This is a genomic window from Streptomyces sp. NPDC001536 (genome assembly GCF_042894505.1).
Taxonomy (GTDB): Bacteria; Actinomycetota; Actinomycetes; order Streptomycetales; family Streptomycetaceae; genus Streptomyces.
This window is the reverse complement of sequence record NZ_JBIAVQ010000020.1, coordinates 76,591-90,557: the sequence shown is the minus strand read 5'-3', so window position 1 is coordinate 90,557 and position 13,967 is coordinate 76,591. Positions and strand designations below refer to the sequence as shown.

Annotated in this window: 12 protein-coding genes; 6 read left to right on the top strand and 6 right to left on the bottom strand. The window is 74.5% G+C overall.

The window, feature by feature from the left end; all coding sequences use genetic code 11:
- The first annotated feature begins 58 nt into the window (after positions 1-58).
- From ACFY0U_RS39825 to ACFY0U_RS39800, 6 genes are all read left to right on the top strand, one after another.
- Positions 59-1,132, top strand: coding sequence for a polyprenyl synthetase family protein (locus ACFY0U_RS39825; protein WP_388644519.1), 1,074 nt, complete (start codon positions 59-61; stop codon positions 1,130-1,132).
- A 28-nt stretch (positions 1,133-1,160) separates the two neighbouring features.
- Positions 1,161-2,075, top strand: coding sequence for an aromatic prenyltransferase (locus ACFY0U_RS39820; RefSeq protein WP_388644516.1), 915 nt, complete (start codon positions 1,161-1,163; stop codon positions 2,073-2,075).
- Between the two features lie 34 nt (positions 2,076-2,109).
- Positions 2,110-3,348 carry a cytochrome P450 gene (locus tag ACFY0U_RS39815; protein WP_388644513.1) on the top strand — a complete coding sequence of 413 codons (1,239 nt, stop codon included), beginning with the start codon at positions 2,110-2,112 and terminating at the stop codon, positions 3,346-3,348.
- 52 nt (positions 3,349-3,400) lie between these two features.
- Complete coding sequence (locus tag ACFY0U_RS39810; protein WP_388644511.1) at positions 3,401-3,700, top strand: hypothetical protein; 300 nt, start codon at positions 3,401-3,403, stop codon at positions 3,698-3,700.
- A gap of 340 nt (positions 3,701-4,040) precedes the next feature.
- On the top strand, positions 4,041-4,781 hold the full coding sequence (locus ACFY0U_RS39805) for a sigma-70 family RNA polymerase sigma factor (RefSeq protein WP_388644509.1): 741 nt from the start codon (positions 4,041-4,043) through the stop codon (positions 4,779-4,781).
- A gap of 67 nt (positions 4,782-4,848) precedes the next feature.
- Complete coding sequence (locus ACFY0U_RS39800; protein WP_388644506.1) at positions 4,849-5,772, top strand: RNA polymerase sigma-70 factor; 924 nt, start codon at positions 4,849-4,851, stop codon at positions 5,770-5,772.
- Positions 5,773-5,988: 216 nt separating this feature from the next.
- Here the strand turns inward: ACFY0U_RS39800 and ACFY0U_RS39795 are convergent, their stop codons facing one another.
- The 6 genes from ACFY0U_RS39795 to ACFY0U_RS39770 form a co-directional block, all read right to left on the bottom strand.
- Positions 5,989-7,569: an AMP-binding protein gene (locus ACFY0U_RS39795; protein ID WP_388644504.1), complete on the bottom strand. Its 1,581-nt coding sequence runs from the start codon at positions 7,567-7,569 to the stop codon at positions 5,989-5,991.
- Positions 7,569-9,905 carry an ATP-binding protein gene (locus ACFY0U_RS39790; RefSeq protein WP_388644502.1) on the bottom strand — a complete coding sequence of 779 codons (2,337 nt, stop codon included), beginning with the start codon at positions 9,903-9,905 and terminating at the stop codon, positions 7,569-7,571. Before ACFY0U_RS39790 ends, ACFY0U_RS39795 begins: the two co-directional genes overlap by 1 nt.
- Positions 9,906-10,114: 209 nt before the next feature.
- Entirely contained in the window at positions 10,115-10,780 is a 666-nt protein-coding gene (locus tag ACFY0U_RS39785) for a LuxR C-terminal-related transcriptional regulator (protein WP_388644501.1), read from the bottom strand.
- Positions 10,781-10,880: 100 nt separating this feature from the next.
- Positions 10,881-11,594 (bottom strand): sensor histidine kinase, encoded by a 714-nt coding sequence (locus ACFY0U_RS39780; RefSeq protein WP_388644499.1) that lies wholly within the window; start codon positions 11,592-11,594, stop codon positions 10,881-10,883.
- Positions 11,591-12,376, bottom strand: a complete 786-nt coding sequence (locus ACFY0U_RS39775; protein WP_388644690.1) for a response regulator transcription factor — start codon at positions 12,374-12,376, stop codon at positions 11,591-11,593. The genes ACFY0U_RS39780 and ACFY0U_RS39775 overlap by 4 nt, the downstream gene beginning before the upstream one ends.
- Before the next feature lie 240 nt (positions 12,377-12,616).
- Positions 12,617-13,936 carry a KR domain-containing protein gene (locus tag ACFY0U_RS39770; protein WP_388644497.1) on the bottom strand — a complete coding sequence of 440 codons (1,320 nt, stop codon included), beginning with the start codon at positions 13,934-13,936 and terminating at the stop codon, positions 12,617-12,619.
- Positions 13,937-13,967: the final 31 nt, after the last annotated feature.

Genomic DNA, 13,967 nt, shown 5'->3' with positions numbered 1-13,967 from the left:
AGCAGCAGCCCCTTTCGGGTTTCGCCCAGTGCACAAGCCCCGCACAAGGAGATGTGTCGTGACCACTGAAGTGATCCCCCGGCCCGCCCGGGGCGAGGAATCGGCTGCCTCCGCGCGGCACACCGTCGAGGACCTGCTTCAGCGGGTGCAGGACCGGCTGACCTCCTTCCTCACCGCCGAGCGCGCCGTGTACGCCGAGGTGGACGAGCGGGCCGTGGTCGCCGTCGACGCGCTGTCGGACCTGGTCGAGGCGGGCGGCAAGCTCGTCCGGCCGGCGTTCTGCCTGGCCGGCCACCTCGCCGCCGGCGGCGACCCAGACGACCCCGGGATCGTGGCGGCCGCCGCGGCCCTGGAGATGCTGCACATCTCCGCCCTCGTCCACGACGACGTCCTGGACGACTCCCGCACCCGGCGCGGCAAGCCCGCCGTCCACCTCCTGCACTCCACGCTGCACCGCAGCCGCGGCTGGCAGGGCGAGTCCCGCCGCTTCGGCGAGGGCGTCGCCCTCCTCGTCGGCGACCTCGCCCTCGTCTACTCCGACGAGCTGATGTCCGACGCCCCGGCTTCGGCCCGCCCCGAATGGCACCGGCTGCGCTCCGAGGTGATGATCGGCCAGTACATGGACGTTGCCGCGGCCGCCGAGTTCTCCGTCGACCCCGGCCTGTCCCGGCTGATCGCCCTGATCAAGTCCGGCCGCTACACCATCCACCGCCCCCTGGTCGTCGGCGCGAGCGCGGCAGGCCGCGCCGACCTCGCGCCCGCCCTCGCCGAGTACGGCGAGGCGGTCGGCGAGGCGTTCCAGCTCCGCGACGACCTGCTCGACGCGTTCGGCGACTCCGCCCAGACCGGCAAGACCGCCGGCCTCGACTTCAGCCAGCACAAGATGACCCTGCTCCTCGGCTGGGCGATGCAGCGCGACGAGCGCATCCACGGCCTCATCACCGAGCCCGGACACACCCCCGACGAGGTACGCGGCCGCCTCCTGGACACCGGCGTCCCCGAGGACGTCGAACGGCACATCGCCGGCCTCGTCGACAAGGGCTGCGCCGCGATCGCCGACGCGCCCATCGACCCGGTGTGGCGCGGCGAACTGACCAACATGGCCCTGCGTGTGGCCTACCGCGACAAGTGACCGCCCTGGCATGACAGTTGGAGGAAGAATGTCGGTAACCACGCACCTGGCGGACCTCTTCGCGGGTGTCGAGGAATCGGCGGGGCTCATCGACGTGGCCTGCGCACGCGAGAAGGTCTGGCCCGTCCTGGAGGCGTACGAGGACGCCGTCCCGAACGCCATCATCGCCTTCCGGGTGGCGACCAACGCCCACCACGAAGGGGAGTTCGACTGCCGCTTCACCATGCCCCGGCACATCGACCCCTACCTCAGGGCCCGCGCCCACGGCTTCATCACCGAGACCGGCCGCCCCGAGGAGTCCCTGCTCGCCGACATCCAGCGGCACTGCCCCATCGACAGCTACGGCATCGACTTCGGGATCGTCGGCGGCTTCCGCAAGATCTGGGTGTACTTCCCCGGCGGCCAGAGCCAGAGCCTGGCCAAACTCCGCGACCTGCCGTCGACGCCGCCCAGCCTCGCCGAGAACTTCGCCTTCTTCGCCGACCGGGGCCTGGCCGAGAAGGTCGACGTCGTCGCGATCGACTACCGCAGCGGCACCGTCAACCTGTACTTCACCGGCTTCCCGGACCATCTGCGCCGGCCCTCCGAGGTCCTCGCCATGCACCGCGAGATGGGCATGCCCGACCCGAGCGAGCAGATGCTCAGGTTCTGCGAGAAGTCCTTCGGTTTCTACGCCACCCTGAGCTGGAACTCCCCGAACATCGAACGCATCGCCTTCAGCGTGAAGACCCAGGACCCGCTGTCGCTGCCCGCCCGGCTCGGCCCGAAGATCGAGCACTTCCTCACGAACATGCCGTACGGCACCGACGACCCGAAGATGGTGTACGCGGCCATGACGGCGTCGGGCGAGGAGTACTACAAGCTCCAGACGTACTACCGCTTCCAGACGCGCAGCCGGCTGGACCTGATGCCGTCGATCGACCATGCCGCCGACGTCGCGTAGCGCCGGCGGCCCCGCGGAGTTCCAGTTCAGCCGGATGGAACGTCTCCTCGGCGGCCCCCCGATCCGCACCGTGACCGTGGACGGCGAGGCCGCCGAGTTCCTCACCGACCCGGTCCTGGTCCGCCGCGTCCTGGTCAAGGACGGCAGGCACTACGGCAAGGGCGAGCTCTTCCAGAAGGCCAGGATCCTCAGCAGGGCGGGGCTGCTCGCGCAGGACGACGCCCAGCACCGGCACTACCGGCGACTGGCGCACCCGTATCTGCGCACGGCGGCCGTCGCCGGCCACGTCCCGGTCATGGAGGAGATCGCCCGGGACACGGTGGCCTCCTGGCGCCCCGGGCAGCCCGTCGACATCCAGGCCCAGATGTGCCGGGCCGCGAGCGGCATCGCGCTGAACACCCTCTTCGGCGCGCTGCCGCGCGAGACATCGCACATGCTCGGCGAGCACCTCGCGGCCCTGTCCTGGGAGATGATCAGAAAGCCGCTGTACGGGAAGGCGACCCGCTGGCGCAAGCCGTCCCAGCGGCTGGCCACGGCCTTCTCCGCCTTCCGTTCGCTGCTCGTGTCGTGCGTCGCCGGCCGGGTGAACTCCCCGGACGACACGGCGGGTTACCTCTCGGCGCTGCTGACGGACACCGGGCGCGGCACCGTCGCCGCCCTGAGCACCGACCAGGTCTGCGACGAGGCCGTCATGATGCTGACCGCGGCCACCGTCACCACGGCGTCGGTGATGTCGTGGGCCCTGTACCTGCTCGCCGAGGACCCTCTCGTCGAGGAGAAGGTCCTCAAGGACCTGGCACAGACGGCCGGTTGGGACGCGGGCGCCCCGTCCGGACACGGGCACGGACCGCCCGGCTATGCCCTGCGGTTCCTGATGGAGGTGCTGCGGCTCTACCCGCCCGTATGGCTCACCTGCCGCAAGGCGCTCGCAGAGGTCACGCTGGGCGAACGGGTGCTCCCCGCGGGCACCCACGTGATGTTCAGTTCCTATCTGCTGCACCGCGACCCCGACCGCTACCCGGACCCGCACCGCTTCGACCCGGACCGCTGGCTCACCACCCGGCCCACCGGACAGGACGCCTCGTACATCCCCTTCGGCGCCGGAGCCCGCGGATGCGTCGGGGAGGTGTTCGCCTGGAAGGAACTCGAGACCCTGCTCGGCGCGGTGGCCCGGGAATGGCAGCTGACCGTCCCGCCCGGCAGCCGGGTCCGCGCGGCCCCGCACACCACGCTGCACCCCGAGCGGCTCCTCATGGTCCCGCACCCGCGGTGACGTGCCGCGCCCCTTTCCGATCGCGCGTTCCGACAAGCCGAGGAGTGCCGTCATGGCGACCCCGACGACCACCGCACGGACAGTCGAACTCACCTCCCAGGCCTGGGCCGAGGCCCGCTCCATGGCGGGCGCCGGACCGGACGACGGCCACCGCCCGGGCCGCGACTGCCTGGCGGCCGCCGCGCTGCGGGCGCACAGCACCCTGTCGGCCGGACTCGGACACAGCGTCCCGTTCACCGCGCTGGGCCCGACCGGCACCGCGGTGCGGGGACTCGCCGCCTTCCTCGCGGTCTACGCCGACCAGGACCGCCGGCGACGACCCGACGCGCCCGCCGCGCGCCCCGACGCGTGACGGCGGCGCCCTGCCGGACCCTCGACCTCCGCGGCAGCCCCGCTCGAACCCCCGCGGCGGGCACGGGACACACACCCGCGCCGCCCCTAAGGTGGGGCTGTCGTCCCGCCCGCCTCCCTCCCCCCGGAGGCGGGCGGGCGTGTCGGCACCCGTCCGTCCCGCGGCCCCGGCCCCCCGCTGCGACGTACGCCCGCCGGCCCGATCCGGGCAGGGCCGCATCCGAAGACCTCCGCCGCGCGGTCGCCGCGGCGTACACAGGAAGCCGACCCCGCCGCCCAGAGGGAGACGCGCGACTTCCGTCGGCGGCCTGACGCCCGCTCGGATCCAAGGAGGGGCCCGCATGAGCCGGAGCGAAGAGTTCGAGGAGGCGCGGCCTCTGCTGCTCTCGATCGCCCACCGGATGCTGGGCAGCGCGGGCCAGGCCGAGGACGCGGTGCACCAGGCCTGGCTGCACTACGAGGCCGCCCCCGAACAGCCCGCCTCCGGCCGCGAGTTCCTCACGGCCGCGGTCGCCCGGATCTGCCTCGACGTCCTGCGCCGCTCCCGCCCCCGACGGGACCGGCCCCCACGGCCGTGGCTGCCCGAGCAGGCGCCGGGCGACCCCCACCAGGAGCGCCGGCGGCCGGCGGAGCACGCCGGGGCCTCGGCGGCCGCGGCCCTGTCGCTGCTGGAGCGGCTGGGCCCGCTGGAGCGCGCCGTGTTCGTGCTGCGGGAGGTCCTCGGCTGCCACACCGCCCAGATCGCGTCCGCCGTGGGCTGCTCGGAAGCGGCCTGCCACCAGCTGGCCGCCGCCGCGCTGCGGGCGGGCGACGGCGACGGCACCGTCCCACCGTGGCCGCGGCGCATCGCCGGCGCCGAACATGTCGCCCGGGTCCTCGCCACCATCGTCCCGGCCCTGGGCCGCGTCGGCGTCACCCTGGAGCCGCGGCAGGTCGGCCACCGTCCCGGCGCGGTCTTCCGCGACCGCAACGGGACCGTCCTCAGCGCCCTCGCGCTCGACATCCTCGACGGGCGGATCCAGACCATCCGCTGGCTGCGCGACCCGGAGCCGTCCACCGCGAACACCCCCGCGCCGACCTGACCGTCCGGCGACGTCCGGCCGGACGACACCGTAGGACCGTAGAGAAGGAAAAGAAGGAGGAGCCCGCGTGACACGGACCGAGGAGTTCGAGGAACTGCGGCCGCTGCTGTTCGCGATCGCCTACCGCATCCTGGGCAGCGTGAGCGAAGCCGAGGACGCCGTTCAGGAGAGCTGGCTGCGCTGGGACGCCTCCTCGACCGTGCCCAGGTCGGCCAAGGCCTATCTGTCGACCACGGTGACCCGGATCTCGATGGACGTCCTGCGCTCGGCCCGCGTCCGGCGCGAGACCTACGTCGGGCCGTGGCTGCCCGAACCGCTGCTCACCGACTCCTACGAGGACCCGGCCCGCTCCGCGGAGCTCGCCGACTCGCTGTCCACGGCCGCGCTGCTGCTGCTGGAACGGCTCTCCCCGCTGGAGCGGGCGGTGTTCGTGCTGCGGGAGGCGTTCGGGTTCGGCTTCGAGGAGATCGCCGAGGCGGTGGGGCGTTCGGAGGCGGCGTGCCGCCAGCTCGCGGTGCGGGCGCGCCGGCACATGGACGAGGGCCGGCCCCGGTTCGAGGCCGACCGCAAGGAGTGCGAGGCGCTCGCCGGCCGGTTCTTCGACGCGCTGAAGGAGGGCGACGTCGACGGGCTGCGCGACCTGCTCGCCGCGGATGTGCAGATGGTCGGGGACGGTGGCGGCAAGACCCCGCAGTTCGCCAGGTCCGTCGTCGGCGCGGACCACGTGGCCCGCCTCCTCGCCTCCGTGTTCACCACGCTCACCCGCGTCGACGTCACCCTGGAGGCCCGCCAGGTCAACGGCCAGCCCGGCGCGATCCTGCGCGACCGCGACAGCAAGGTCCTCAACACCTGGGCCCTGGACATCCTCGACGGCCGCATCCATGCGATCCGCTCGGTCACCAACCCCGACAAGCTCGCCCACCTGGGCCCGGTGGCAGACGCCTGGGCCCTCAACCGCGAGGCCAACGAGACCCGCCGCGCCATGAACTGACCTCCGCGGGGCGAGAAGCGATCGCCGCCCGGCCGTACCTACGCGATCGCCGGCCGGCCGTACCTACGCGAGGGGCGCGGGGCCGTGTCGACATGCGGCTCCACCGCGTGGGCGCGACCAGCCACCACGCACCCGCGGTCGCCATACGACCCCGCGCCCCCGCCCTTGCCCCTTGGGCCACCGACCGCCTGGTACACCTGCCCGCCTTGCCCGCCCTCACGCCGCCCGGCCCGGATCGCGGGCGATCGTGTCCTGGAGGTGGCGGCGGCGCAGTTCGCCGGTGTCGGTGCGGGGCAGGCCGCCGGTGAGGATGAGTTCGGCGGGCAGGTGGGCGGGTGGGACGCCCTGGCCGGACAGGTGGCCGCGCAGGTCGAGAAGGGTGGGCGGGGGGCCGTCGGGGACCACGACGGCACAGGCGAGTTCGCCGTGCTGGGGGTCGGCGCGGGCGACGACCGCGGCCTCGGCCACCCGGGGATGCCCCAGCAGCAGCGCCTCGATCTCGGTGACCGGCACCAGGAACATCCCGCCCACCTCCTCGGTGCGCAGCCGCGGATGCCCCGCCTCGTCCAGGTCCACCACCTCGGCGGCCCCCGATCCGCCGTCCTCCCACGTCAACCCGACACCGCCGCCCCGCCGCCACACCGCGAGCGGCGACGCGGGCCCGCGCGGCCACAGCCGGTACGGCCCACCCTCGGTCCGCTCCCGCTCGGTGTGCGCGGCCGGCCGTGGCAGCGCCCGCAACGGCACCCCCAGGGCGGCGTGCGCCCGCCGGGCGAGCGCGGCGGAGGTGCCCGCCGGGTCGGAGGTGAAGGTGCCGTGCAGTTCGAGGCCCTCCGGCGGCCGGTGTTCGCGCGCGGTGACCAGGTCCGCCCACTGCGCGGGGGTCGCGTACACCTGGCGCACGCCCGCCGCGGCCATCAGATCGAGGGCGGTGTCCGCGTCCCACACGTCCTGGAGCACGACCGTCCCCCCGCGTGTGAGCGGCCCGATGACCGCGTGCAGCAGCGACGGCAGCGACGCCAACGGCACCGCCGAGAACGCGGCCTCGGCCGCCGCCGGCGCCGTAGGCAGGCCCGCGTGCAGGGAGTTCGGCGTGTGCAGGGCCATGCTGTGCGCGGCCCGCAGACCCAGCGAGGTGACCGCCAGGGCGACCCGGTCGGCGGAGCGCGGCGGCAGCCTCAGCCAGCCGGAGGACCGGTACCGCTCGTGCGGGGTGTGCACGAAGTGCCGTACGAAATCCACCGCACCGGTGTCCGACGCGTCACCGAGGACGACCCGGTGGCGCAGCCACGGCAGCCGGGGAGCGAGGCCGGCGAGGACCCGGGCCGGCGCGGCCCCCTCCCACAGGTCCGTCACCACGCACAGCCGCGGCTCGGCCGCCCCGAGCACCGCCTCCAGGTCCCGCGCCCCGTACCCGGTCATCACCGGCACGGCCACCGCACCCGTGCGCAGACACGCCAGCAGCAGCACCACCGTCTCCCAGCGGTTGGGCAGCTGGAAGGCGACCGGATCACCGGGGCGCACCCCGAGCGCGTCCAGGGCGTGCGCGAAACGGTCGGTGCAGGCGGCGAGTTGAGCGTACGAGAGGCGGGTCACGCGGCTCGTGGCGGGACGGTGCGCCCGGTGGGAGACGATCGCGGTGCGGTGCGGATGCCGGGCCGCACCCCGGTACACGTCGTGCAGCACCGTCTCGGTGCGCCACCAGCCGCGCTCGACGAAAGCCCGCCCGACCTCGGCGGGCGGCTCCAGGGAGCCGAGGAGATCCGCGAGCGGGACATCGCCGTCGGGCGGCGCCATCACCGGCTCCTGCCCACGGCCCACGCGATCTGGACCCGGGAGCCGCAGCCCAGCTTCCGCATCACGTTGCGGACATGGTTGACCACCGTCCACTCGGCGATGTCCAGGTGCTGCGCGATCTGCCGGTTCGTCATGCCGTCGGCGACCAGCAGCGCCACCTGCAACTGGCGCGGCGTCAGCGCGACACTCTCCGCGCCCTCCTCGCCCCGGCCCGGCTCGACCGCGGCGAGCGCCTCGGCGGCCATCGCCTCCGGACGCAGCCGCAGGCCCTCCACCCACGCCGTGGCGAACACCGCCCCGCCCAGCCGGCGGCGCAGCTCCTCGACGGCGGCCCGCAGCCGGTCCTGCCGCTCCCGCTCGGCACCGACCCCGGTGCGCGACCGCAGCGCACCGGCCGCCGCGAGCAGCCGGGCGGCACGCTGGGGCTGGCCCGGCTGCCCGAGGATCAGCAGGGCGAACATCTCCAAGGCGGCGGGCAGTTCGGTGCGCTCGCCGATCGACTCGTACAGGCCGATGCTCTCCTTCAGTGCCGACCGGGCGCCGCTGTCGTCCCCCTCGTACAGGCACAGCCGGGCGCCGAGATGGACGGTGCGGGCCAGGTCGCGCACGGCGCCGTTCTGCCGCTGGATGCGGCCGACCCGGTCCAGCATGGTGCGGGCCTGCTTCGTCTCGCCGGCCGCGAGCAGCACCTCGGCGAGCGCGGCGGCGGCCTCCGCGGATCCGGCGGTGTCGCCGTGGGCGTCGAGGGTGACGAGCGAGGCGGACAGCAGGGCCTGGCCCTCGGGGCGTTCGCCGCACCGGAACAGGGCGTGCCCCAGACGGGCGGAGGGCAGGGCGGCGGCCTGCGGATCGCGCAGCCGCTTGTACAGGGCGACGGCCCGGCGGTGGCGGTACGCCGCCCCGTCGTGGTCGCCGAGGGCCGCGGCGAGGACGCCCCCGCCGCAGTACAGGCGGGCCCGGGTGCGCAGCCACTCCTCGTCCTCGGCCCGTTCGCCCCACTCGGCGCCCTTGAGAGCCTGCCCGGTGGCGTCGAACCAGCGCAGCCCCTCCTTCAACGCGCCGCGCACGAGCCAGGGCTGGAGACAGGCGGTGACCAGAGCCGCCCGCTCCAGCAGCGCCGCCGCCCGGTCGGCGCGCGCCCGACCCCCGTCCCCCGGCGCCTTCTCGTACGTGGCGTCCTCGTCCTCCAGGTGGCGCAGCGCGGCGAGCACGTTGTCGTGCTCGGCGACCGCGACGCGCAGCCAGCGCTGCTGCTCCGAGCCCTGGAAACGGCCCTCCAACGCGGGCAGCAGCCGCCGGTAGTGGCGGGCGTGCGCCTGCCGGGCGGCCAGGGCCCGCTCCGGGCCCGCCTCCTCCAGCAGGGCGAGTCCGTAGGCGCGGACCGTGCGGGGCATCGTCAGGCGGCTGTCGGCGCGCGGGTGTTCCTGGAGGGTGAGCAGGCCGCGGTCGAGCATGGTCTCCAGGGCGACGGCGGTCTCCGCGGGCCCCAGCGGCGACACCTTCTCGGCGGTGGCGAGGGTGAGGCCCCCCTGGAACAGGGCGAGCCGGGCCAGCAGCGAGCGCTGCGGACCGTTCAGGCCGTGACAGCTCCACTCGGCGATCGCGAGGGTGGAGCGCTGCCGCTCGGGTACGTCGACGGGCCCCGGCAGATGACTGTCGCCGCCCCGCCGCAGCCAGCCGAGCAGCTCCTGCGGCGGATACAGGCGCAGCCGGCGCGCGGCGAGCTCCAGGACCAGCGGGATGCCCTCCAGCAGATTGCAGATGTCCACGACCGCCCCGACGTTCTCGGGGGTGAGCGCGAAGGCGGGGTTGGCCCGCCGACCGCAGCGGACGAAGAGCTGGACGGCCGGATTGTCCTGGACGTCGGCGACATCGGCTTCGAGGAGCTCTCCCGGGGGCGGCAGCGCGGACACCGGCAGCACGCACTCGCCGTAGATCCGCAGGATCTCCTGCCCGGTGGCGAGGACCGTCAGCAACGGCGTGTCGCCGAGATGCCGCGCGAGCGTCATCGCGAGCTCGCCCGCGACGTGCTCGACCCCGTCCAGCAGCAGCAACGTGCGTTCCGTGATGTCCCGTACGGTCTTGTCGACGCTCTTGAGGACCGACTCCAGATCCAGACAGGCCGGCAGGTCGACACTGTGGATCCCGCCCGGGAACAGCTCCGCGACCCCGGCCGCCGCCTCGGCTGCCAGCCGGCTCTTGCCCACTCCGCCGGGCCCGGTCAGCGTGATCAGCCGGACGGACGGATCCTCGAGCCGGCCCTGGACGCCGATCAGATCGAGCTCCCGGCCCACCAGTTCGGCCGCCGGTCGGTACGTCCACAGATCCGTTGACATACTGTCCCCCGTACAGCCGCCCGGCGCCGAGTCGCGCCGGGTTCAGGACGTTCCACGGTGTGCGCGCCCGGCCCCCGCGGACCCCTTGCGTGCCACACCGCGCCCGAGCCGTGGTTCGAGAATCGCTGGACACGCTCGAACGTGACTCAAGACATGGCTGAAACGACGTCGGGGCAGGCGGAGTGCGCCCGGTGGACGGCAGGGGTGGGTTACCGGGCGCTCCGGGGGCGGAGCATGCCGCTCTCGTAGGCGATGGCGACGAGTTGGGTGCGGGTGCGGGCGCCCAGTTTGACCATGGTGCGGCGGACGTGGGTCTTGGCGGTGACCTCGGCGACGACCAGACGGTCGGCGATCTCCTGCGTGGACAGCCCGGTGCCGACCAGCGACAGCACCTGGCGTTCGCGCGCGGTGAGGCTGTCGAGGGCGGGCACGTCGGTGATGCCGGGGCCGCGCAGGAACGCGTCGATCAGGGGCCCCGTCAGCCGAGGGGAGACCAGCGCCCCGCCACCGGTCACCAGCCGCAGCGCGCGCGGCAGTTCATCGGCGTCGGTGTCCTGGCACAGCAGTCCGCGCGCGCCGGCCCTCAGCGCGTCGAAGGCGAGCACGCAGGAGGCGCCGTCGGCGAGCACGACGACCCGGACCCCGTGCGGCCCCGAACCCCCGACCAGCCGACGCGTCAGCTCCACACCGTCGAGCCCCGGCAACCGCAACCCCGTCACCAGCACATCGGGCAGCAACCGCCCGGCCATGTCCTGCGCCCGCCTGCCGTCACCGCACTCACCCACGACCTCGATGTCACCTTCCCCACCGAGCAGCCCGGCGAGCGCGACGCGCACGGAGGGGTGGGGGTGGGCGAGCAGGACCTCGATGGGCATGTGGGGGCTCCAGGGGGAGGGGGGCAACTGCCGGTAGGTGGTGCGGAGTTGGGGGTACGTCGTCGGCGTGCGCCGGCGTCTTCGCGTACCCGGCGGCTCCTCAGTCGGGTGCCAGCGGCAGTACCGCCGTGGCGGTCAGGCCCCCCGTCGCGGCCCGGGCCAGGTCGAGGCGGCCGCCGGAGGCCCGCAGCAGGGACGTGGCGATCGACAGTCCGAGCCCGCTGCCCTGCCGCCCGGCCCCCGCCGCCCCGCGCCAGAAGGGGCGCCCCACCTGGGCGAGTTCGGCGTCCGTCATGCCGGGCCCCTCGTCCGTGACGCCGATGTGGACGTAGCGCCCGCTCACGTGCACGGCGCAGCTGACGGTGGTGAAGGGCGGGCCCGCCTGCACCGCGTTGTCGAGCAGCACGTCCAGGGCGTGTTCCAGCGCGCCGTGCGTCTGCAGGGCCGTCGCGGCGGTCCCGGTGAGGTCGACGCGCACGTCCCGCTCATCGGCGAGCACACTCCAGGCGTCCACCCGGGCGGCGGCCACGTCCAGCACCTCGACGGGCTCGGGCGCCGTCTCCCCCGCGGCGGCACCCCAGTCGAGGATCTGGTTCAGCAGCCCGGCGAGCCGGTCCACCTCCCGCAGCACACCCGGCAGTTCGGCCACATCGGGCCGGCGCTCACCCAGCATCTGCAACCGCAGCCGGATCGACGACAACGGCCCGCGCAACTGATGCGCGGCGGCGGCCGCGAGCCCGTAGGGGCCACTGGCCACCACGTCGTACGGATGGGCGGCCGCCCTCTCCGCCGTCTCGTACCGCCGCCCGCTCACCCCTCGCACCCCGCCCCGAGGACCGCCGGCACGGTCAGCCGGTAACCCACACCCCGTACCGTCTCGATCCACCGGGTGCTGCCGAGTTTCCCGCGCAGGGAGCCGACGTGGACGTCGAGCGTGCGGGTGGAGCCGAACCAGTTCTCGTCCCAGACCCGGGCCATGATGTCCTCGCGCTGCATGACCGTGCCGGGCTCCTCCAGCAGCATGGCGAGGAGGTCGAACTCCTTGCGGGTGACGCGGATCTCCTCGTCGTCGAGGAAGACCCGGCGGGTGCGCGCGTCGAGCCACAGCGGTCCCGCGCGCAGCTTGTCCTGGGGCACGGCCGGTTCCTGGGCGGGCTCCGGCGGGGAGCGGCGCGGGCGCGGCACCGGCACGGGGAGCGACGCGGAGTCGGCGGCCGCGCCCTCCTGGGACCGCCCGCAGCAGCAGGTGCTGCGCCGCAGCACCGCCTCGATACGGGCGAGCAGTTCGTGGCGGCTGAAGGGCTTGGGTACGAAATCGTCGGCGCCGGCGTACAGGGCCGTCACCCGGTCCAGTTCGTGGTCGCTGCCGCTGAGCACGACGATGGGCACACAGGAGCTCTCCCGGATCCGCCGGCACACCTCGTGCCCGGCGAGGTCGGGAAGGCTCAGATCGAGCAGGACGAGTTTGGCGCCGGACAGGCTCGCCAGGGCGTCGGTACCGGTGTCGCTGCGGCGGGTGTCGTGGCCGTGCAGATGCAGCATCTGCTGAAGTGCCTCGGCCATTCCGTCATCGTCCTCGACGACCAGTACGTCCATTGCGCTCACGCTCCTCTCAAGGAATTCGTACGCATGACCGGAGTCCTTGAGGTTGGTGAGCGGGTGCGACGGACGTCAACATTCCGCCACACAGCGGCGCGAAACCGTGCGCTCGACCGGATGTTTCGTGGCTGAACCCTGCTACGGCCGGCGGCCGGCGCGGGCGGCTTGTCAGGGGGGCGTGCGGGCCGGTCCGGCACCTTGTCATGGCACTGGGATGATCGGCGTCGTACGGCCTCGTCAGGCGGCCCGCGGAGCGGGTCCCGACCACGTGCCGCGGCCACGGCTCAGCAGGCCGGCGAGGTCCCCGGGCCCGCAGACGGCGTACGAGGCCCCGTGGCGGGCACCGGCGGCGGCCAGTCGGGCACGGGCGGCGGCGATCGAACCGAACGCGCGGGCGACCGCGGCGGGCACCGCGGCACCGGCGAGGGCCTGGTAGGGGTCGGCGTCGACGGCCAGCGCGAAGAACTCCAGCGGCAGTCCCGCGGTGGCGCGGTCCAGATGGGCGGCACCGCTGACGGCATCGGCGACGGTCTCCCGAGCGGCCCCGACGGACTGCCCGCCCAGCAGCCGCGCCTGACCACCACCGGGACAGTGCACCACCCCGTCCAGCCCCCCGAACTCCCGCAGCGCCGCCTGCACGGCCCCGCGCACATCCGCGTACTGCGCGGGCCGCCCCGGCACCCGCACGAGAACCCCACCACCCCGCCCGGCACGGGCCCCGTACGGACTCTGCCCGGGCACCCGCACGAGCGCCCCGTCCCCCAGCCCGGCATCGCCCCCGCCACCGAACAGCACCACCCGAGCCCCCAGTTCCCGCACCAGCCGCCCCGCCAGCCGCTCGCCCCCACCGTCGCCCCCGCCCCCGACCAGATACCGCCCGCCCCGGCGCAGCCCCACCCGCGGGGCCGGGGCACCGGGGGCCGGGTGGGTGCGCAGGACGCGGACCTCGCGGCCGGTGTCGGTGTAGCGGACCTCGGCCAACCCCGGTCGGGGCAGGGCGAGTTCGGCGCGGGCGACGTGGAAGGGGTCGCGGGCCCAGGCGGGCGGCGTCTCCACCCGGAGCGACACCGCGTTCAGCCGGCCGTCCTCGACGGCGGCGATCTGCGCCACCGCACCGAGCGCGGCGGCCAGTTCCGGGCGGGCGCGGCCGGTGACGAGGAACGCGAGGCGCAGCGGGTCGGGGCCGGTGGAGGTGCAGAGCGCGCGCAGCAGCGGCAGGGCCAGATCCGCGGCGCGTTCCACGCTCGTCGTGGCGGCGGGCAGATCGACGACGATGCCGTGCGGGCGGCGCCCGGCGTCCCGCAGCTCGCCCAGATACGTCGACCAGGACATGGCGCTGCCCGTGACATCGCGGCCCACGCGGACCGTGCGCACCGAACCGGGCACCCAGGCACGGCCGTTGTCCCGGCCGTCGATCGCGAGCAGCATCCGCTGCACCGGGAACACCGGGGGAGTGCGCGGATGGGTGGCGGCCGGTGTCCACACGGCGTGGTGCCGCGGGGTGTCCGAGGCGCCGCCGTGGGGCGGCCGGTGCATCGCCGACATGCTCGCGTCCATGGCTCCACCCCGTCGTCGTGGCCGGTGATCA